This is a genomic window from Pseudomonas sp. 15C (assembly GCF_055484735.1).
Genome location: NZ_JBUDGD010000013.1, coordinates 94,787 through 115,688, shown reverse-complemented (window position 1 = coordinate 115,688; position 20,902 = coordinate 94,787). Strand labels below are relative to the sequence as shown.

Sequence of the window (20,902 nt, the reverse complement as noted above, 5' to 3'; positions counted from 1 at the left end):
ACGCCCGGATCAATCCCTCCACTCAGCCTTCCGATGTCGCTGGTTAGGCAAGATCAAGATCAAGAGCACGCGAGCTAACGCTCATTGTTGAGTGGTTAGAAGCGACGTATGGCTTGAGATCTTCAGTGGATTCGCCCCTCATCGGAACGCCGCCCGCCCAGCCCTCTCCCCGAGGAGAGGGAGCCGATTTTTGGGCCGTTCAAAACCTGAGTTCGACTCGGTACTGCATGTCGGCGTATGCCTTCCAATCAACACGGTCAGTCCCCTCTCCCTGCGGGAGAGGGCTAGGGTGAGGGGCCTTTGATCTTGGTCTTGATCTGGTTTTTGATCGTTCCCACCCTCCGCGTCACGGCTGCGTTCTTGGCTGCACAGCGTGGATCAGGCCTACCTGACTGGCGGTGCTTGTCAGGTATTTCCTACAGGAGTACAAATGTACTCCATGACCAATCTCTCTCCTCGCCGTACCGCCATCCTGACCTTTATCCGCGAACGTATCGCCGAACACGGTCAGTCCCCAAGCCTCGCTGAAATCAGCGAGGCTTTTGGTTTTGCCTCGCGCAGTGTGGCGCGCAAGCATGTGCTGGCGCTCACTGAAGCCGGTTTTATCGAGGTCAACCCGCATCAGGCCCGTGGTATCCGGCTGCTCGGGCAACCGTCGCGTCCCGAAATGCTCGATGTTCCTGTGCTTGGCCGGGTGGCTGCCGGTGCGCCGATTGGCGCCGATGCCGAGGTGCATGGGCGCTTGATGCTTGACCCCGCGTTGTTCTCTCGCACCCCCGATTACCTGCTGCGGGTGCAGGGCGATTCGATGATCGAGGATGGCATTCTTGACGGCGATCTGGTCGGCGTGCGGCGCAATCCCGAGGCGCTGAATGGGCAGATCGTGGTGGCGCGTCTTGACGGGGAAGTCACCATCAAACGCTTCGAGCGGTTGGGCACTGAGGTGCGGCTGTTGCCGCGCAACCCGGCGTATCAGCCGATTGTCGTGCGTGACGATCAGGATCTGGCCATCGAAGGGGTGTTCTGCGGTCTGGTGAGGCAAGGCTGATGGGCGCCGTCGTTGCACTGGATACGCTGTTCAATGGCGGCCAGGTCTGGAAGGGCCGGCCTGCGCCACCGGCGGCCAGTCCACAGCCGACCGGGCATGCCGCACTCGATGCAGCGCTGCCCAGCGGTGGCTGGCCGGAAGGAGCATTGAGCGAAATCCTGCTGGCCGGCCCGGGTGTCGGTGAGTTGCAACTGGTCTGGCCGACGCTGGCGCGGTTGGCAGCAGCGGGTGAGCGCATCGTGCTGGTCGCGCCACCGTTCGTGCCGTATCCGCAGGCGTGGGCAAGCGCCGGGGTCGACCTGCGGCAGTTGTCGGTGATTCAGGCCAGCGAACGTGATGCCTTGTGGGCGGCGGAGCAATGCCTGCGTTCGGGCAGTTGTGGCGCGGTGCTGTGCTGGCCGCACAAGGCTGATGATCGTGCCTTGCGGCGTTTGCAGGTGGCTGCCGAGTCCGGCCAGACGCTGGCCTTTGCCTGGCGGCAGTTGAGCGAAGCGGTCAACCCGTCACCGGCGGCACTGCGGATTGCCATCGACGCCAAGCCGGCGCAATTGCGCATTCTCAAGTGTCGTGGCGGGTTGGCGCGTTCGGCACCGATTGCCTTTGCCGTGGGGCACTGAGATCGCCATGCGCTGGGTATGCATTCTGTTTCCGCAATTGGCTCTGGACGCTGTACTGCGTCAGCGCCCCGATGCCGATGAGCCGTTGGTGCTGCTCAACGGCCCGGCCCAGCGCCGGGTATTGCAAGCGGTCAACCCGGCGGCGCGCAAACTGGGTTTGCGTGCGGGGCAATCGATGACCGCGGCCCAGGCCATGAGCAAAGGCTTTGCCACGGTTGATTACCAGGCCGCCGAAGTCGAGCGCTGGCAGCAGTTTCTCGCCGCCTGGGCCTATCGCTTCAGTGCACAGGTCAGCGTGCATTACCCGCGTACCGTGGTGTTCGAGATCGAGTCGAGCCTGGGCCTGTTCGGCACCTGGGCGCAATTCGAAGCGCGGTTGCGCCAGGAGCTGACCGATCTGGGCTTTCGCCATCGCATCGTCGCCGCCCCCAATCCGGTGGCTGCCCGAGTGTTGGCCAACGCCTACGATGGGCTGGTGGTGCCAGACGGCGAGGCCTTGCAACATCATCTGGGGCAATTGCCCGTCGACCGGGTTGGCCTCGAACCGAGCGTGGCCACGGCACTGTCCCGGATGGGCCTGCGCAACCTCAATCAAGTGCAAAACCTGCCGCGTCAGGCGCTGGCACGGCGCTTCGAAGCGTCGATGCTCAAACACCTCGATACCCTGTTCGGCGCGCGGCCGCTGGCGCTGGAGTTCTACTTGCCACCCGACCGTTTTGATGTGCGCATCGAACTCAACTTTGACGTGCAATCGCATCAGGCACTGCTGTTTCCGTTGCGACGATTGACCGGCGATCTGTCGGCGTTCCTTTGCGGACGCGACAGCGGCGTGCAGCGTTTCGATCTGCACCTGGAACACGCCGGCTTGCCGGACACGCTGATCAAGGTCGGCCTGCTCAGCGCCGAACGGGATCCGGCGATGCTTTTCGAACTGGCCCGGGGGCGGCTGGAACAGGTGCAGGTCGAGGCGCCGGTGCGCGGCTTTCGCCTGCGTGCAGAAGATCTGCCGAGTTTCGTGCCGCAATTTCAGGAGCTTTTCGACGACCGCCCGCAGCAGACCCTGCCGTGGGAGCAATTACGCGAACGCTTGCGCGCGCGGCTCGGTGACGATGCGGTGCAGGGTCTGCGCTTCCATGCCGATCATCGCCCCGAGTGCGCCTGGCAGTTCGGCGTCGACAAACAGCCTTGCGCAGGCCTGCCGAGCGTGCAGCGTCCGGGCTGGCTACTCACTGAGCCGCAAAGCGTGCCGGAAGGCTCGGCGCGAATTCTCATGGGCCCGGAACGCATTGAGTCAGGCTGGTGGGATGGCGATGATGTGCGCCGCGATTATTACCTGATCCAGAGCCGCACCGGCCAGCAAGGCTGGGCCTGGCGGGCGGTGGGTGAGGGCGGACCGTTGTGGCTGCAGGGCTGGTTTGCATGAACGGTGGTTACGCTGAACTGCATTGCCTGTCGAACTTCAGTTTCCAGCGCGGTGCGTCCAGTGCGCTCGAGTTGTTTCAACGAGCGAAAAAGCACGGTTATCAGGCCTTGGCGATCACTGACGAATGCACACTGGCCGGCATCGTACGAGCGTGGCAAGCGGCAAAGTCGGTTGAGCTGCCACTGATCATCGGCAGCGAAGTGCGGATTGAAAACGGCCCGAAGCTGGTGCTGTTGGTGGAGAACCTTGCCGGTTATCAGGCGCTGTGCGGCTTGATCACCCGCGCGCGGCGGCGTACGCAGAAAGGCCAGTATCAAGTCTTGCGCGAGGATTTCGACGAACCGCTGTCGGGGCTGCTGGTGCTGTGGGTGCCTGATTCTGTCACTGAGGTGCAAGAAGGGCGCTGGCTGAAACAGACGTTCGGCGACAGGCTGTGGCTGGCCGTGCAACTGCACCGAGGTCAGGATGATCAACAGCGTCTGTTGGCGTTGTTGGATCTGGCCGCCGAGTTGCAGATTCGCGCCGTGGCCAGTGGCGACGTGCACATGCACGCCCGTGGCCGCCGCGCCCTGCAGGACACCATGACTGCGATCCGCCATCACCTGCCGGTGGCCGAGGCCGGCCTGCGCTTGCACCCCAATGGCGAGCGGCACTTGCGCAGTGTCGAGGTGTTGCATGAACTGTATCCGCAGGCTTTGCTTGATGAGTCAGTCGCCCTCGCTCGGCGCTGCACCTTTGATCTGAGCGCATTGCGCTATCAATATCCAAAGGAGCTGGTGCCCGAGGGGCACAGCGCCACTTCCTGGTTGCGCCAATTGACCAAGGAGGGCATCGCCTGGCGCTGGAAGCAAGGCGCACCGTTCAAGGTGCTACGGCAGATCAACAAGGAACTGCAACTGATCGCTGAACTCGGCTACGAAAGCTATTTCCTCACCGTGCACGACGTGGTGCGTTTCGCCCGCGAGCAACAGATTCTCTGTCAGGGTCGTGGTTCGGCAGCCAACTCGGCGGTGTGTTTTGCCTTGGGCATCACCGAAATCGACCCGGAGCGCACCACATTGCTGTTCGAACGCTTCATGTCCAGGGAGCGCAACGAGCCGCCGGACATCGACGTCGATTTCGAGCACGAGCGTCGCGAAGAAGTCCTGCAATATGTCTTCCGTCGATATGGCCGTGGTCGTGCAGCGTTGACCGCGGTGGTCAGCAGTTACCACGCCGCCGGTGCCGTACGGGACGTGGCCAAGGCCTTGGGCCTGCCGCCGGACCAGATCAATGCACTGGCCGATTGCTGTGGCCACTGGAGCGACGAAACGCCGCCGCTGGAACGCTTGCGCGAAAACGGTTTCGACCCCGAGAGCCCGCTGCTGCGCCGGGTCTTGAGCCTGACCGGGCAACTGATCGGCTTCCCCCGGCACCTGTCGCAACACCCCGGCGGTTTTGTGATTTCCGAGCAGCCGCTGGACACTCTGGTGCCGGTCGAGAACGCGGCCATGGCCGAGCGCACGATTATTCAGTGGGACAAGGACGACCTCGATGCGGTCGGCCTGCTCAAGGTGGATATCCTGGCACTTGGCATGCTCAGCGCGATCCGCCGCTGTTTCGATCTGCTGCGCCGCCATCGTCAACGCGATTTGAGCCTGGCGACGATTCCCCCCGAAGACCAACCGACCTACGCGATGATCAGCCGCGCCGACACTATCGGCGTGTTCCAGATCGAATCGCGGGCGCAGATGTCGATGCTGCCGCGCCTGCGTCCGCAAAAATTCTATGACCTGGTGATTCAGGTGGCGATTGTCCGGCCGGGCCCGATTCAGGGCGGGATGGTTCACCCGTATCTGCGTCGTCGCAATAAAGAAGAAAAAGAAACCTATCCTTCGCCAGAACTGGAAGTGGTGCTCAAGCGCACCCTTGGCGTGCCGCTGTTTCAGGAACAGGTGATGCAGATCGCCATTGTTGCCGCCGACTACAGCCCCGGCGAGGCCGACCAGTTGCGGCGCTCCATGGCGGCGTGGAAGCGCCACGGTGGCCTGGAACCGCACAAGGAGCGCCTGGCTGCCGGTATGAAGAAAAACGGCTATACGCCGGAATTCGCTGCGCAGATCTTCGAGCAGATCAAAGGTTTCGGCAGCTACGGTTTCCCCGAGTCCCATGCCGCCAGTTTCGCTTTGCTGACCTACGCCAGTTGCTGGCTCAAGTGCCACGAACCGGCAGCGTTTGCCTGTGCGCTGATCAATAGCTGGCCGATGGGCTTCTACAGTCCCGACCAGATTCTGCAGGACGCGCGTCGCCATCAATTGCAGATTCGCCCGGTCGACGTACGTGCCAGCGACTGGGATTGCAGCCTGGAAACCACCACCGGGCCACAACCGGCGATTCGCATGGGTTTGCGCATGATCAAGGGCTTTCGCGAGGACGACGCTCGGCGCATCGAAGCGGCGCGGGCGCGTGGAGCGTTCGCCGATGTTGCCGATCTGGGCGAGCGTGCGGCGCTCGACAGCCGCGCGCAAGCCTTGCTTGCCGACTCCGGGGCCTTGCGTGGCCTGGCCGGGCATCGGCATCGGGCGCGCTGGGAAGTGGCGGGGGTGCAGAAGCAGTTGGGGCTGTTTGCCGGATTGCCCAGTCAGGAAGAGCCGGAAGTGCTCTTGCCCAAACCCAGCGTCGGCGAGGATCTGAACGCTGACTACGCCACCGTCGGCACGACATTGGGGCCGCATCCGCTGGCACTGTTGCGCGGCGAATTGCGAGCCTTGCGCTGCCGCAGCTCGCGGGAACTGCTGGATGTCGAACATGGCCGGCCAGTGAGCATGGCCGGGTTGGTGACCGGGCGCCAGCGTCCCGGTACTGCCAGCGGGGTGACGTTCGTGACGTTGGAAGACGAGTTCGGCAACGTCAATGTGGTGGTCTGGCGCGATCTGGCCGAGCGTCAACGGCAAGTTCTTGTTGGATCGCAATTGCTGAGGGTCGATGGCCGCTGGGAACGCGAGGGCGAAGTGCGGCACTTGATCGCCGGTCGCCTGAGTGACCTGAGCCCTCTGCTCAACGGCATTCGCGTGCAGAGCCGGGATTTCCACTGATCAACCCGACCCTGGTCCAAACAGCGAACCCTGTGGGAGCCAGCCTGCTGGCGAAAGCGACCTGTCATTCAACATAGTCGTCGCCTGATTCACGCCTTCGTGAGCAAGCCCACTCTCACATGGCTTTTATTACCCCTGGATGCCCAGCCTGTTTATTGACGCCAAAAAATCCTGTCATGAGTGATGGCACTTTGTCATAATGCCGGCCCTTTTCCGCTGCCCAGCGCTTTGCCGTGCCGGGACACCCCGTTTTTCAAGAAGGAAATACTCAGTGAGAATGATCTCTCGGATGTTGGTCTCAGGCGTTGCGATTGCCGTGCTCGGCACGCTGGCCACCACGCTGTCCGGCTGCGCCACCGAAAGCTCCCGCGCGCTGCCGGTGGCCAAGGTCGAAAGCGCCACTCAGGTCTGGACCGGCGTTCGCGTGCCAATGGCCGTGGGCAAGTTCGACAACCGTTCCAGCTACATGCGCGGCATCTTCTCCGACGGCGTCGACCGTCTCGGCGGCCAGGCCAAGACCATCCTCATCACTCACTTGCAGCAGACCAACCGCTTCAGCGTGCTGGACCGCGACAACATGGGCGAGATCCAGCAGGAAGCCACCATCAAGGGCCAGGCCCAACGGTTGAAAGGCGCTGATTACGTGGTCACTGGAGACGTCACCGAGTTCGGCCGCAAAGAAACCGGCGACCACCAGTTGTTCGGCATTCTCGGTCGCGGCAAGACCCAGGTCGCCTACGCCAAGGTCAACCTGAACATCGTCAATATCAGTACTTCGGAAGTGGTCTATTCGACCCAGGGCGCCGGCGAGTACGCCTTGTCCAACCGCGAAATCATCGGCTTCGGTGGCACTGCTGCCTACGACTCCACCCTCAACGGCAAAGTACTGGATCTGGCCATGCGCGAGGCGATCAATCGCTTGGTCGATGGCATGAACGCCGGTGCCTGGAAACCGGGCAACTGATCGACGCCCATTGCAAGGAGCAACACCCATGAAGCTGAATCTGTCGCGCCCGTTGCTGGCGCTGACCCTGGCCGCCAGCACGCTGCTGGCCGGTTGTGCCGCGCCGAAAACCCTGTACCAGTGGGAAGGCTACGAGCCGCAGGTCTACGAGTACTTCAAAGGCGAAGAGCCGAAAGAAGCCCAAGCCGAAGCGCTGGAACGTGACCTGCAAAAAATCCGCTCGACCGGCAAAGCCGTACCGCCGGGCTACCACGCGCACCTGGGCCTGCTCTATCTGAGCATGGGCAAGGACGATCAGATGGTGCAGCAGTTCAACACGGAAAAAACGCTGTTTCCCGAGTCCGGCACGTACATGGACTTTTTGCTTAAAAATGCCAAGGCCGGAGTCACCCAATGATCTCGCGTACCTGCAAATGGCTGATTGCCGGTCTGGCCCTGACCGTGCTGGGTGGCTGCGTCGCGCCTAAAACCGTGGATTACTCGGCCTACAAACAGGCGCGCCCGAAAACCATTCTGGTGCTGCCGCCGCTCAATACCTCGCCGGACGTGAAGGCTTCCTACAGCCTGCTGTCGCAAGTGACGTTCCCGCTGGCCGAGGCCGGTTACTACGTCCTGCCGATCACCCTGGTCGACGAAACCTTCCGCCAGAACGGTATGACCACGCCCGATGACATCCATCAGGCACCGCCGAACAAACTGCAGGAAATCTTCGGTGCGGACGCAGCGCTGTACATCACCGTGACCGAATACGGCACTCGCTACATGGTGATCAGCAGCGAAACCGCAGTGACCGCGACGGCGAAACTGGTCGACCTGAAAAGCGGCACGACGCTGTGGACCGGTACGGCGCGCGCGTCGAGCGAAGAGGGTGGCAACAACGGTGGTGGCGGTCTGATCGGCATGCTGATCACCGCCGCCGTGAAGCAGATCATCAACAGCTCCACCGACGCCGGCTACCCGATTGCCGGTGTGGCGAGCAATCGTCTGCTTTCCGCTGGCCACCCGGCAGGCCTGCTGTACGGCCCGCGTTCGCCGAAATACGGCACCGACTGAGCCACGACCGGTGATCGTTCCCACGCTCTGCGTGGGAATGCCGCCATGGACGCTCTGCGTCCACTGTGACGCGGAGCGTCACGGGATGCATTCCCACGCGGAGCGTGGGAACGATCAACCAGCTGCCGCTACCAGCCGCGCAGACATCTCCCCATCGAAACCCCTGTATCCTGACGCCAAAGTCGATATTCTGCGCCTCGGGCCAACCGACGCCAAAGGAGTGTTCGTATGACCGACAAGAAACCGGAGACCACGGTCGACCGCGTCTACCAAGGGGTTTACCAGGCGATCAGCAAGCGTTCGCTGCGTCCGGGGATGAAACTGGGCGAGGCCTCGCTGGCCGAGCTGTTCAATGTCAGCCGCACCTCGGTGCGCGCGGCGCTCAAGCAACTGGAAGCCGAAGGGCTGGTCACCACGGAGCCCAACAAGGGCGCATCGGTGTCGTTGCCGAGCAACGAAGAGCTGCGCTCGCTGTTCGAAACCCGCCGTCTGATCGAGATCGGCATCGTCACCGAACTGTGCCGACGCAAAGACCCGGCGGCGATGCAGGACCTGCGCGCGCACCTGCTGCTCGAAGACGAAGCCCACGCGGCGGGCGATCACGAACGGCTGATTTACCTGCTCGGTGAATTCCATCTCAAACTGGCGCGCAGCCTGAACAACCCGGTGCTGCTCGATTGGTTCCAGAAACTGATTTCCCGCGCCTCGCTATACGCTGCTGCGTTGGATGACGACAGCCATGAAGTCTGCCGCGACGACGAGCATTTGCGTCTGATCGAGCACATCGAGGCCGGCAACCAGAGCGCTGCCATCGAACTGACCTGCACCCATCTGAACGGTATCGAGAAAGCCATTCTCGACGTCGCCGCGAAAATGAAAACCGGCTACCACCCGCTCAAGCACTTGATCGGCGTCTAGTCGGCTGCACGCCCACAAATCGGCTAATCTCTGATGAAACCAATGCGACCGAAGACGCTCGAAACACACGAGCGTCGCGTCGTTCCGGCGTCGCGACAGATCGGGCACTCACCACAGGACTCCGAGTCAATCGATGCAGTTTTTATCCGAGAGCTACGGTTGTGACGGCTGGAAAGGCGAAATGGCCGAGCGCATTCGGGCGTTCGACTGGCGCCACACCGAGCTGGGCCCGTTGCATAGCTGGCCGGCGAGCCTGTGCAGCGCGGTACAACTGATGCTGGCCTCGCCATTGCCAATGGTGATGCTTTGGGGGCGCGCCGGTTACATGGTCTACAACGACGCCTATTCGCAGTTTGCCGGGGGACGCCATCCTTACCTGCTTGGCGCGCCAGTCGAATTGGGCTGGCCAGAAGTCGCCGAATTCAATCGCAACGTGGTCGATACCTGCCTGGCGGGCGGCACGCTGTCCTACCGCAACAAACTCCTCGTGCTGTTGCGTGACCGCGTCCCGGAAGACGTCTGGCTCGATCTCTATTACAGCCCGGTGGCCAATGATGAAGGCGCGCCCGCCGGCGTGATGGCAATGGTGGTGGAAACCACCGAGCTGGTGATCTCCGAACGCCTGCGTCAGGAAGCGGAGAACGCCTACCGCGCCGATAACGAGCGGGTGCGGCTGGCGCTGAATGCCGGGGCGTTGCTCGGCTCGTTTGTCTGGGACATCAAAAACAACCGGCTGTCGGCCGATGAACGCTTCACCCGGACCTTCTCCTATCCACCGGACCAGGACCTGAGCAATCTGGCCCAGGACATTGCCGACTCACGCATTCATCCCGATGACCTCGCCTGGGTGCAGGAGCGTGTTGCTCATTCGGTGCAGACCGGTGAGCCGTATAACGCCGAATACCGGGTGTTGCGCAGCGATGGCAGTTACCTGTGGGTGCTGGCCAGCGGTGCTTGCGAATTCGACGAAGACGGCGCGCCGCTGCGCTTTCCGGGTGTGCTGATCGACATTCATGAACGCAAGAACGCCGAAGAATCCCTGCTCAAGTTCACGCGCAATCTGGAACAGCGTGTGGCCGAAGAGGTCGAGGCGCGCCTCGCGGCTGAAGAGCAGTTGCGCCAGTCGCAGAAGCTCGAATCGATCGGCGGATTGACTGGCGGCGTCGCTCACGATTTCAACAATCTGCTGCAAGTGATCGCTGGCAACCTGCATCTGCTCGCACGTCACGAACCAGATAACGCCAATGTGCAGCGCCGCGTCGGTGCTTCGCTGGCAGCGGTCGAGCGCGGCGCCAAGCTGTCTTCGCAACTGCTGGCGTTTGCCCGGCGCCAGCCGTTGTCGCCGGCGGTATGCAACCCGCAGCAGATCTTCGAGGGCGTCGGCGAATTGCTCCAGCGCGCCCTCGGCGAAACCATTCAGATCGACGTGCAATTGCCGCCAGCACCGTGGCATGTCTACGTCGACCGCAACCAGTTGGAAAACGCCATTCTCAACCTGGCGATCAACGCCCGCGATGCCATGCAAGGCGAGGGCGTGATCGGCCTCAGTGCTTCCAACGTCCAGCTCGACAGCGCGTTCTGTGCCGGTAAAGGCATCAGTCCCGGCGACTTCGTGCGGGTCGCGGTCAGCGACAGCGGCGCGGGTATCCCGCCGGACATTCTCGAGCAAGTGTTCGAGCCGTTTTTCACCACCAAGGCCGATGGTCAGGGCACCGGGCTTGGCCTGAGCATGGTCTTCGGTTTCGTCAAACAGAGCGGCGGCCATGTCGAGATCGACAGCCGGATCGGCGAGGGTACGCGGGTGCAGTTGTATTTCCCGCGCAGTCTGCGCCCGATCCTCGACGAATCGCCGAACCTGCAACGCCAGCAGAGCGGCGGCAACGAGACGATTCTGGTGGTCGAGGACAACGATGCCGTGCGCACCTCGGTGGTCGAATTGCTGCGTGAGGAAGGTTATCGCGTGGTCACCGCCGGCAATGGCGACGTGGCGATGCAGACACTGCTTGAAGGCACTGAAGTCGATCTGATTTTCACTGATGTGGTCATGCCGGGATTGATCAAGAGCTCCGATCTGTTCGCCTGGGCCAAGGTACAGACGCCGCCGGTCGCGGTGCTGTTCACGTCCGGGCACACCCGCGACATCATTTCGCGCAATCACCAGCTCAGCCCCGACACCCATCTGCTCGGCAAACCCTACAGTCCGCAAGCGCTGCTGCAGACAATCCGCGCGGTCCTCAGCAGTTGAGCGTTGCACACTCCTTCAGTAAGGCAGGCCGATGACTTCCAAACGCAGCTCCAAAGCGCCCGCCGGCATGGTCCGCGTTCGCGGCGCCCGCGAACACAACCTGAAAAACGTCGATGTCGACATTCCGCGCGACGCCTTGGTGGTGTTCACCGGGGTGTCCGGTTCGGGCAAATCATCGCTGGCGTTTTCGACGCTGTACGCTGAGGCACAGCGGCGCTATTTCGAATCGGTGGCGCCTTATGCTCGGCGTCTGATCGATCAGGTCGGCGTGCCGGATGTCGACTCCATCGAAGGCCTGCCGCCCGCCGTCGCTTTGCAGCAACAGCGCGGCACGCCGAGTACGCGTTCTTCGGTAGGCAGCGTGACCACGTTGTCGAGCCTGATCCGCATGCTCTATTCGCGCGCCGGCAGTTATCCGCCGGGGCAACCGATGTTGTACGCCGAGGATTTTTCGCCGAATACCCCGCAGGGCGCCTGCCCGGAGTGTCATGGGTTGGGGCGGGTTTATGAAGTCACCGAGGCGCTGATGGTGCCGGATCCGAACCTGACCATCCGCCAGCGCGCGGTGGCCTCGTGGCCGCTGGCGTGGCAGGGACAGAACCTGCGCGACATCCTCGTAACCATGGGTATCGATGTCGACATTCCATGGAAGAAACTGCCGAAAAAGCAGCGCGACTGGATTCTGTTCACCGAAGAAACCCCGACGGTTCCGGTGTACGCCGGGCTGACCCCGGAAGAAACCCGCGTCGCCCTCAAACGCAAGATGGAACCGAGTTACCAAGGCACTTTCACCGGCGCCCGTCGCTACATCCTGCACACCTTCACCCACTCGCAAAGTGCGCTGATGAAAAAGCGCGTTTCGCAGTTCATGCTCGGCAGCCCGTGCCCGTTGTGTGAAGGCAAACGCCTGAAGCGTGAGGCGTTGTCGGTGACGTTTGCCGGGCATGACATCGGTGCGTTGTCGCAGATGCCGTTGCTGCAACTGGCAGAGGTGTTGCGCCCGGTCGCGGCGGCGGATTATCTGGAGCAGGCTGAAGAAAGCAGCGACACCCTCAGTCATGCGCAAACCCGCGAGGCCCGCCAGCAGCGCGTGGCCCACGGCGCCAGCGGTCACGCCAGCGCTCCCGATGTGCGGCACACGCCGAACCTGTCGCTGGAGAAGCGCATTGCCGCGCAGCGCATCGCCGAGGATTTGCTGGAGCGGGTCAGCACCCTGACCGATCTGGGCCTTGGTTATCTGGCGCTGGAGCGCAGCACGCCGACGCTGTCGTCCGGCGAGTTGCAGCGCTTGCGCCTGGCGACGCAATTGGGCTCGCAGCTGTTCGGGGTGATTTACGTGCTCGACGAGCCCTCCGCCGGCCTGCATCCGGCCGATGGCGAGGCGCTGTTCGAGGCCTTGCAGCGTCTGAAGGCGGATGGCAACACGCTGTTCGTGGTCGAGCATGATGTCGAGACCATGCGCCGCGCCGACTGGCTGATCGACGTCGGCCCGGCTGCGGGCGAGAAGGGCGGTCAGGTGTTGTACAGCGGCCCGCCGGCCGGTCTGGCCGAGGTCGAGTTGTCGCAGACCCGGCCCTATCTGTTCGGCGAAGCGCAGCGTCCACCACGCGCCGCACGCAAACCCTCGGCGTGGCTGAAACTCGAGGGCATCACCCGCAACAATCTGAACAACCTCAGTGCCGAATTTCCGTTGGGCTGTTTTACCTCGGTGACCGGCGTTTCCGGCTCCGGCAAGTCGAGCCTGGTCAGTCAGGCCTTGCTCGAACTGGTCGGTGCGCAACTGGGGCGGCCGACGGTGGAGGCCGAGCCGGAAGAACTCAGCCTCGAAGACGATGCACCGCAGATCAGCGGCGGCCAGGTCACGGCAGGGCTGGAATCGATCAAGCGTCTGGTGCAAGTCGATCAGAGGCCGATTGGTCGCACGCCACGCTCCAATCTGGCGACCTATACCGGGCTGTTCGATAACGTACGCAAATTGTTTGCCGGCACCCATGCGGCGCGCGCCGAGGGTTACGACGCCGGGCAGTTTTCTTTCAACGTCGCCAAGGGCCGCTGCGCCACTTGCGAAGGTGAGGGGTTTGTCAGTGTCGAGTTGCTGTTCATGCCCAGCGTTTACGCGCCGTGCCCGACCTGTCATGGCGCGCGCTATAACCCGCAGACCCTGGCGATTGTCTGGCAAGGCTTGAGCATCGCCCAGGTGTTGCAACTGACCGTCGATGAAGCGGTGGCGGTATTTGCCGAGCAACCGGCGATTCGTCGTTCGCTGGAAGTGCTGCGCGATATCGGCCTCGGTTACCTGCGCCTCGGCCAGCCGGCCACCGAATTGTCCGGCGGTGAAGCGCAGCGCATCAAACTCGCCACCGAATTGCAGCGCAACCAGCGCGGCGCGACCTTGTATGTGCTCGACGAACCGACCACCGGATTGCACCCGCGCGATGTCGACAGGCTGCTGGAGCAACTGGATACGCTGGTGACGGCAGGGCACACGGTGATCGTCGTCGAGCATGAAATGCGCGTGGTCGCGCAGAGTGACTGGGTGATCGACATCGGCCCGGGCGCCGGGGATCAGGGCGGCAGAATCGTCGCCGTCGGCACACCGCAAAAAGTCGCCGCCAGCAAGAAAAGCAAAACGGCGGCGTTTCTTGCCCGTGCCTTGAACCGATGACGGCGGCGCCTGGACTCGCGCCATCGCTGGCAAGCCAGCTCCCACAGTAATCCTTGGTGTAGCCGAAAATTGGTGCACGCCGGCGATCCCTGTGGGAGCGAGCCTGCTCGCGAAGGCGTCCGTCCAGCCAACTCATCTGCAGCTGACACAATGCTTCGCGAGCAGGCTCGCTCCCACAGGGAAAGGGGGGTGTCGGCTATTCCTGCACCACTGCAAAACTGTGTGGGAGCTGGCTTGCCAGCGATGGCATCAGCTCAGGCGCCATCCAGCGTGCGGCGAACCTTGTCGAGCAGTTCGTTTATCTGGAACGGTTTGACCAGCATGTCCATGCCCGTGCCAAGGAACACCTGGCGGTTGAGCGCGGTTTCGGCGTAGCCGGTCATGAACAGGATCGGTAAGCCTTCGCGCCAGCCGCGGGCGACATCGGCCAGTTCCCGCCCGCTCATGCGCGGCAGGCCGACGTCGGTCAATAGCAATTGAATTGACGGATCATTCTGCAAACGCTCCAGCGCCGATTCGACATCGACCGCCTGAGTGCAACGATAACCGGCATCTTCCAGCACTTCGGTGACGAACAACCGCACCGTGGCCATGTCTTCGACGATCAGCACGTGCTCGCCGCTGCCTGTGGCGTCGGGCAAGGGCGCCGGTGTGTCGGCCCCGGTCGGGTCGTTGGTGCCGGGGAGCATGATGGTCACTTCAGTGCCACGCCGGGCAACGCTGCGAATGTGCGCGTCACCGCCAGACTGGCGGGCAAAACCGTAAATCGTCGACAGGCCCAGCCCGGTGCCCTGACCCAGCGGTTTGGTGGTGAAGAACGGTTCGAACACTTTGTCGATCACGTTGTGTTCGATGCCAGTGCCATCGTCACGCACCGACAGGGCCACGTACGCGCCATCGGCCAGATTCGGATCGCCATGGGAATAGGCGGCGTACGTATTCACCCAGATATTGCCGCCCGAGGGCAGGGCATCGCGGGCGTTGATCACCAGGTTCAGCACTGCGCTTTCCAGCTGCACCGGGTCGACCAGGGCAATCGCCGGTTTATTGGTCAGTTCCAGCTTGAGGGTGATGCGCTCGCCGATGGTGCGCACGAGCAGCTCTTCAAGCGAGCGAACGTGCTCGTTGATGTCCACCGGCCGCGTGTCGAGCGGTTGCTGACGGGCAAACGCGAGCAGGCGATGGGTCAGCGAGGCCGCGCTCATCGCCGAGTTGAGCGCGGCTTCGGTATAGAACTGGACTTTGTCCAGACGCTCATCGGCGATGCGCTTCTGAATCAGTTCCAGACTGGTGATGATCCCGGTCAGCAGGTTGTTGAAGTCGTGGGCGATGCCGCCGGTGAGTTTGCCCAAGGCGTCCATTTTCTGCACTTGCAGCAATTGCGCTTCGGCGCGCACGCGCTCGGCGACTTCCTTGGCCAGTTGCGTGGTGGTGTCGTCCAGTTGCGCCAGGTGCGAGCGCTCACGGTGGCGGTGCTCGGTGACATCCTCGACGAACACCAGGCTCAGTTCCGGCGTGCGATAGGGCGAGATCTGCCACTGCGTTTCGCGAATCTCACCCTGCACGCGCATGTTCAGCGTGCCTTTCCAGCGCTCGCCGTCCACCAGGCGCATACGCAATTCGTCAAGGATCGTCGATTGATCCTCGGCGAAGCATTCCTGCAGGGCCAGCGGGTTACGGTTGTCGACGATCAGTTGGGCGAACGCATGGTTGCACTCATGCACTTTGAGGCTGGCATCGAGCACCGCAATCGGCGCCGAGACGTTGGCGAAGATTTCGCGAAAGCGCGCCTCGCTTTCGCGCAAGGCGTTTTCCGTGTCGCGTACCCGCAGCAAGGTGCGCAGGGTGGCGAGCAGCACGTCGGGGTCGACCGGGTGAATCAGATAGGCATCGGCGCCCGCGTCGAGGCCGGTGATGATGTCGCCGGTCTGGATCGATGCCGCCGACACATGGATCACTGGCAGCAGCGCCGTACGCGGGTCGGCACGCAGCAGGCGAACGATATCGAAACCGCTCATGTCCGGCAGGTTGACGTCGAGGATCAACGCATCGAGTGCTTCACTCTCGATCAGGGCCAGGCCGTCGCTGCCGGTGCCGGCTTCCAGCACCGTATAACCGTGGCGCTCAAGGCGCCGGCGCAGCGCATAACGGGTGGCAACGTTGTCATCGACGATCAACAGGCGGATGTCACGATTCATCGACGTTCTCCAGAGCGATCGCCAGCGGGATGATGACAAAGAACGTCGAGCCGACGCCCGGCGTACTTTCGACGCCGACTTCGCCGCCCAGCAACGCGGCGAAACGCTTGCACAGTGACAGGCCCAGACCGGTGCCGCGCAGGCGTTTCTGCAACGGCGAATCGACTTGAGAGAAATCTTCGAACAGGGTGTCATGCAGCTCCGCCGCGATGCCGATGCCGGTATCGCTGACGGCGAAGCGCACACGGTCTTCGCCTTCCATGCGCGCCGACACTCGCACTTCACCGCGAGTGGTGAACTTCAGCGAGTTGGAGATGAAGTTGCGCAGAATCTGCCCGAGCTTCTTGTCGTCGGTGTACAGGCGCGGCAGGCCACGCGGTTCTTCGAAAATCAGGTCGACCGCTGAAGCATCGACGATCGGCCGGAACATTCCGCGCAGGGCCGAGAACAGGTCGAACATGTCGAACCAGGCCGGAGAAATAGTGATGCGTCCGGCCTCGATCTTTGCCAGATCGAGCAGGTCATCGACCATGTCGCTCAGTTCGCGGGCAGCGGTGCTGACGAACGCCACCTGCTTGTGCTGTTCCGGGCTGAGCGGGCCGTCGAGTTCGTCGGCCAGTAAACTGTTGATGCTCAGGATCGAACCCAGCGGCGTGCGGAATTCGTGGCTCATGTACGACAGGAAACGGCTTTTCAGATCCGACGCCTGACGCAGCTCTTCGGCCTGGGTGTCGAGTTCGGCGTACAGCGCCAGCACACCCTGATTGGTTTCATCGAGTTCTTCGCGCAGCGCGCTGGTTTCGCGCTGCAACTGGTCGATGAGCGCAAGCTGTTCGGCGTGGCTCAAATCGGTCGATTCAGCCATGGCTGGCCTCCAGCGCGACGACCAGCACCGTAACGTCGTCGCGGCCACGACAAAAGTCGCGGTGCAACACGCTGGCTATCACGGCGGGATGGCGATGCACCAGGCCGGGGTAGTCTTTCAGGTTCCAACGGGACTGTAAGCCGTCGCTGTACATGATCAATAAATGTCCGTTCACGTGAGCATAGTCAAAAGGTTTGGCTTTTCGGTATTGAGCACCGACGATGCCGGGGTGCGAGGCCAGGCCGCGCGATTTTTCCGGGTCCAGCAGGCTGGCACCGATATTACCGACACCGGCGAACGTCAGGCCATTGCGCTGACTGTCGAACTGGGCGAACGCTACGGCGCCGCCGCGGGTGCCGAGCATGTCTTGATGCAGATCTTCCATCAACATCATCGGATCGGCAAACGGCGCTCGGGCGAACGCCCGGGCCCCGGCCAAAGCTGCACGTTCGGCGTCTTCGCCATGACCCAGGCCGTCAATCACCAGCGCGCTGATCCGCGACGCTTCATACGTCAGGTGCCAGACATCGCCGCACGCAGGATCGGCATGCAGCGAATGCTGGCTGACGCCAAAACGGATATCCGCCTGACGATCACTGCGAGGGAAGATCCGCGCCAACAGCACGGCGCCACGGTGGTCAGCGTAGACATCGAACGCGTCGGTCTGCCGAGATACCGCCCCGAGACCAATGCCTTGTGTGCCGCCGGTGGAAAAGCCATCGGCCAGACACGCATCTAGATCAAAACCCTGGGCCCGATCTACTGTCTGCATTTCGATGCCGAAGCCGTTGCCCGGTCGCGCCAGTACCCGCAGGTGAAACTCACCGCGCTGGGCATGCTTGAGCACATTGCTGGTCAGTTCCGTCGCGACCAGTGCGACACGGCCGGCATCGTTTTCATCGAAACCATGCTGCTCGGCGAGTTTCTGCGCGGTGCGCCGCGCGTGACCGATCTGGCTGCTGTCCTCGATCGGCAAAACCTGGGTCAACGACCCGGCAATATTCATGTCCATCGGGTGATCGTTATGCGCGTGCCTTTGCCGGGCTCAGTGTCAAGTTCGAACTCATTGACCAGCCGCTTGGCACCGGTCAGGCCAAGGCCCAGGCCACTGCCGGAGGTCCAGCCGTCGGTCATCGCCAGTTTGATGTCGGGGATGCCCGGGCCTTCATCGCGAAACGTCAGACGCAAGCCGACCCGGCCGTTTTCCTCGAGGATCTGCCAGTCCATGTCGCCGCCGCCGCCGTAGACCATGGTGTTACGCGCCAACTCGCTGACGGCGGTCACCAGTTTGGTCAGGTCGATCAGGCGCATGCCGCATTCAGTGGCGAGCTTGCGCGTGGTCTGGCGGGCCAGCACTACGTCCTGTTCAATGAGAATGGGTTGAGTACCACTGCTGCGCACGGTCATTGCAGGCGCACTCGATCCTGCAGCAGTTTCATTCCACGCTCGACGTTCAACGCGGTGCTGACGCCGGGCAAGGTCATGCCCAGCTCAACGAGGGTGATCGCCACCGCCGGTTGCATGCCGACCAGCACGGTTTCGGCATCCATGATTTTCGACAATCCGGAAATCGTGCCGATCATGCGCCCGATGAACGAGTCGACCATGTCCAGCGCGGAAATGTCGATCAACACGCCGCGCGCCGAGGTACGACTGATGCGTTCGGACAGATCGTCCTGCAGGGTCAGGGCGAGCTGGTCATGCATGTCGACCTGAATGGTCACCAGCAGCAGATCGCCCATTTGAAGAATCGGAATACGTTCCATCGGTCAGACCGCTTTGCCGAGGGTGATGCCCAGGCGTGTCAGGGCCAGCTTCAATGCATCGGCCAGATTGGCTTTGGTGACCACGCCTTGCAGGTCCAGGCCCAGGTGCACGATGGTTTGTGCGATCTGCGGGCGCACGCCACTGATGATGCAGTCGGCACCCATCAGGCGAATCGCGGTGACGGTTTTCAGCAAGTGCTGGGCGACCAGGGTGTCCACAGTCGGCACGCCGGTGATGTCGATGATGGCGATTTCCGAACCGGTGTCGACGATGCGTTGCAGCAACGATTCCATCACCACTTGCGTGCGCTGCGAGTCGAGGGTGCCGATCATTGGCAGGGCGAGGACGCCGTCCCACAACTTGACCACCGGGGTCGACAGTTCGAGCAGCTCTTCCTGCTGACGCTTGATCACTGCTTCGCGGGATTTCTGGAAGGTGCCGATGGTGTGCATGCCGACCGTGTCCATCAGTTCGGAAATTTCCAGCAATTGCTCGGCCAGCAGTGCCGGCTGATCCTGATAATGATTTTGCAGCAGGGCGAACAGCGGGCCCTTCAACGCGAAGATGAAGTTGGCGGTCTGCTGGGAATCCTGGCCGAGCAGGGCGCGGCTTTGCGAGAGCTTTTCAAGGAACTGACGGGTGTCTTCCCAGCCGGCGGCGGCGATCTTGCTGCCGTTGCCATTTTCCAGGCCGGCCAGCAGCAGGCCCAGCAAGTCGCGGGTTTGCTGTGCGATGTCATGTTCTTTGAGATTGCGCGTCGCGCCGCTGGCTTCGAGGCGTTTGGTCCATTCGTTCAACAGTTGAGTCTGGTTGTTCTTGATTGCTTCGACTGTGCTGTTCTGCAGGGCTGCCATGTGCGTGTCGCTCCGTTACGTAAGGGGCCGGCGTGGCGAAATGGCCGGCGCGAATTGACTGACATTTGCCGCTTGAAATAGTTGTTCATCCAGCGGTGAATTTTTCTGCCTGCCGCGTCGAACGCCCCGGTAACTCTAGTCGGCGTGGCAGCAGGCAACGATGTTTTGAACGAATCTACGGCGTCAGGCTTCGAATCTGCATGCCCGACGTTTTCCAGTCGTGCTGGAAGAAGGAGGCAGGACTATGAATGAGGTGGATATGAACGAGCAAGCGCCGCAAACGCAAAATCAGTCCGCGGAATCGATCAATCGCAACGACCCGGCCATCGACCCGCAAACACCAGGGCAAAATACCCCCGCGCCGGCTGAAGAAGGACAGGCGGACAGCGCTGCTGCCGAGGTCGATCAGAAGCAGCATCACAACGATAACAGCAACGACTTCAGCCCCGGCTTCAAGCCCGATCCGGACAGACCTGCGCCGGGCGAGAGCACGGATGCCGACATCGACACCGACGGGGGTTGATCGCCGCACCCAAAAAAAAGCCGCATCCATGGATGCGGCTTTTTATCGCCCGGGCGTTTATTTGCTCGGATACTTGGCTTGCAGCTCTTTGGCATGGGTCAGATGCTTCTCCAGCGCAGGCAGCATTTTTTGCGCGAAGGCCTTCAGTTCTGTCGCCCCCTTGGCCTTGTCATCGGTCACGGTGTTCGCCTGTTTCTTGAACAGCTCGATGGTTTCCTGGTGCGCCATGACCTGATTGTTGGCATAGGCCGCATCGAAGGATTCGTCGCGCATGTCGAGAATCTTTGCCTTGGCCTGTTTGGTCAGGGTCGTGGTGTCAGGAACCTCGATGTCGTTGGCTTTGGCAATCGCCGCCAGCTCATCGTTGGCCTTGCTGTGATCAGTGATCATCTGGTTGGCGAAGGCTTTGATGTCTGCGGACTGACTTTTTTCCAGGGCCAGGCGACTGGTTTCGATTTCGGCGATGCCACCGGCGGCGGCGTTATCGACAAAGTCATTGTCAGTCGCGGCAAAGGCGCTGCCCATGCCGGCAGACAGTGCAACAGCCAGAGCGAGATGACGCAGGTTGAATCCGTCCATTGGGTATCTCCACGCAGGTTTTTGTGAGCGTTAACCAATGGAGCGAACACACCCGCCAAAGGTTTTATCGCATTTACGACAGGGCGACGAACGGCAACCGCTGGTCTGA

The 20,902-nt window shown here is 62.1% G+C and carries 18 protein-coding genes; 11 read left to right on the top strand and 7 right to left on the bottom strand.

The window, feature by feature from the left end:
- The first annotated feature begins 430 nt into the window (after window positions 1-430).
- The 10 genes from lexA to ACYYKW_RS09940 all read left to right on the top strand — a co-directional run bounded on the left by lexA (window position 431) and on the right by ACYYKW_RS09940 (window position 14,007).
- A complete protein-coding gene (gene lexA / locus ACYYKW_RS09985) occupies window positions 431-1,048 on the top strand; it encodes a transcriptional repressor LexA (protein WP_336354773.1) in 618 nt (205 codons plus the stop codon).
- On the top strand, window positions 1,048-1,665 hold the full coding sequence (gene imuA, locus ACYYKW_RS09980) for a translesion DNA synthesis-associated protein ImuA (RefSeq protein WP_464990020.1): 618 nt from the start codon (window positions 1,048-1,050) through the stop codon (window positions 1,663-1,665). Before lexA ends, imuA begins: the two co-directional genes overlap by 1 nt.
- A 7-nt stretch (window positions 1,666-1,672) precedes the next feature.
- Window positions 1,673-3,088, top strand: a complete 1,416-nt coding sequence (locus ACYYKW_RS09975; RefSeq protein WP_464990019.1) for a Y-family DNA polymerase — start codon at window positions 1,673-1,675, stop codon at window positions 3,086-3,088.
- Entirely contained in the window at window positions 3,085-6,162 is a 3,078-nt protein-coding gene (locus tag ACYYKW_RS09970) for an error-prone DNA polymerase (RefSeq protein ID WP_464990018.1), read from the top strand. Before ACYYKW_RS09975 ends, ACYYKW_RS09970 begins: the two co-directional genes overlap by 4 nt.
- Window positions 6,163-6,439: 277 nt before the next feature.
- Complete coding sequence (locus tag ACYYKW_RS09965) at window positions 6,440-7,126, top strand: CsgG/HfaB family protein (protein ID WP_172833336.1); 687 nt, start codon at window positions 6,440-6,442, stop codon at window positions 7,124-7,126.
- A gap of 28 nt (window positions 7,127-7,154) precedes the next feature.
- The gene (locus ACYYKW_RS09960) at window positions 7,155-7,523 is read left to right on the top strand and encodes a DUF4810 domain-containing protein (RefSeq protein ID WP_090283191.1); all 369 of its coding nucleotides are present in this window, start codon (window positions 7,155-7,157) and stop codon (window positions 7,521-7,523) included.
- Complete coding sequence (locus ACYYKW_RS09955; protein ID WP_090283192.1) at window positions 7,520-8,179, top strand: DUF799 domain-containing protein; 660 nt, start codon at window positions 7,520-7,522, stop codon at window positions 8,177-8,179. The genes ACYYKW_RS09960 and ACYYKW_RS09955 overlap by 4 nt, the downstream gene beginning before the upstream one ends.
- A 228-nt stretch (window positions 8,180-8,407) precedes the next feature.
- Window positions 8,408-9,097 carry a GntR family transcriptional regulator gene (locus tag ACYYKW_RS09950; protein WP_090283193.1) on the top strand — a complete coding sequence of 230 codons (690 nt, stop codon included), beginning with the start codon at window positions 8,408-8,410 and terminating at the stop codon, window positions 9,095-9,097.
- A gap of 133 nt (window positions 9,098-9,230) precedes the next feature.
- Complete coding sequence (locus tag ACYYKW_RS09945; protein ID WP_464990017.1) at window positions 9,231-11,342, top strand: hybrid sensor histidine kinase/response regulator; 2,112 nt, start codon at window positions 9,231-9,233, stop codon at window positions 11,340-11,342.
- A 31-nt stretch (window positions 11,343-11,373) separates the two neighbouring features.
- Complete coding sequence (locus tag ACYYKW_RS09940; protein WP_464990016.1) at window positions 11,374-14,007, top strand: excinuclease ABC subunit UvrA; 2,634 nt, start codon at window positions 11,374-11,376, stop codon at window positions 14,005-14,007.
- 254 nt (window positions 14,008-14,261) lie between these two features.
- Here the strand turns inward: ACYYKW_RS09940 and ACYYKW_RS09935 are convergent, their stop codons facing one another.
- The 6 genes from ACYYKW_RS09935 to ACYYKW_RS09910 are packed head-to-tail and all read right to left on the bottom strand — an operon-like array spanning window position 14,262 to window position 19,691.
- Window positions 14,262-16,205, bottom strand: a complete 1,944-nt coding sequence (locus tag ACYYKW_RS09935) for a response regulator (RefSeq protein WP_464990015.1) — start codon at window positions 16,203-16,205, stop codon at window positions 14,262-14,264.
- Complete coding sequence (locus ACYYKW_RS09930) at window positions 16,195-17,070, bottom strand: sensor histidine kinase (protein ID WP_093101854.1); 876 nt, start codon at window positions 17,068-17,070, stop codon at window positions 16,195-16,197. The genes ACYYKW_RS09935 and ACYYKW_RS09930 overlap by 11 nt, the downstream gene beginning before the upstream one ends.
- Window positions 17,063-18,076 (bottom strand): ATP-binding protein, encoded by a 1,014-nt coding sequence (locus tag ACYYKW_RS09925; protein WP_464990024.1) that lies wholly within the window; start codon window positions 18,074-18,076, stop codon window positions 17,063-17,065. Before ACYYKW_RS09925 ends, ACYYKW_RS09930 begins: the two co-directional genes overlap by 8 nt.
- Complete coding sequence (locus ACYYKW_RS09920; RefSeq protein WP_090283198.1) at window positions 18,073-18,477, bottom strand: anti-sigma regulatory factor; 405 nt, start codon at window positions 18,475-18,477, stop codon at window positions 18,073-18,075. Before ACYYKW_RS09920 ends, ACYYKW_RS09925 begins: the two co-directional genes overlap by 4 nt.
- On the bottom strand, window positions 18,474-18,836 hold the full coding sequence (locus ACYYKW_RS09915) for an STAS domain-containing protein (protein WP_090283199.1): 363 nt from the start codon (window positions 18,834-18,836) through the stop codon (window positions 18,474-18,476). Before ACYYKW_RS09915 ends, ACYYKW_RS09920 begins: the two co-directional genes overlap by 4 nt.
- 3 nt (window positions 18,837-18,839) lie before the next feature.
- The gene (locus ACYYKW_RS09910) at window positions 18,840-19,691 is read right to left on the bottom strand and encodes an STAS domain-containing protein (protein ID WP_093101853.1); all 852 of its coding nucleotides are present in this window, start codon (window positions 19,689-19,691) and stop codon (window positions 18,840-18,842) included.
- A 259-nt stretch (window positions 19,692-19,950) separates the two neighbouring features.
- Here ACYYKW_RS09910 and ACYYKW_RS09905 point away from each other — a divergent pair, with 259 nt between their 5' ends.
- On the top strand, window positions 19,951-20,214 hold the full coding sequence (locus ACYYKW_RS09905) for a hypothetical protein (RefSeq protein ID WP_090288508.1): 264 nt from the start codon (window positions 19,951-19,953) through the stop codon (window positions 20,212-20,214).
- Window positions 20,215-20,271: 57 nt separating this feature from the next.
- Here the strand turns inward: ACYYKW_RS09905 and ACYYKW_RS09900 are convergent, their stop codons facing one another.
- Window positions 20,272-20,793: a DUF4142 domain-containing protein gene (locus ACYYKW_RS09900; RefSeq protein ID WP_090283201.1), complete on the bottom strand. Its 522-nt coding sequence runs from the start codon at window positions 20,791-20,793 to the stop codon at window positions 20,272-20,274.
- Between the last annotated feature and the right edge of the window lie 109 nt (window positions 20,794-20,902).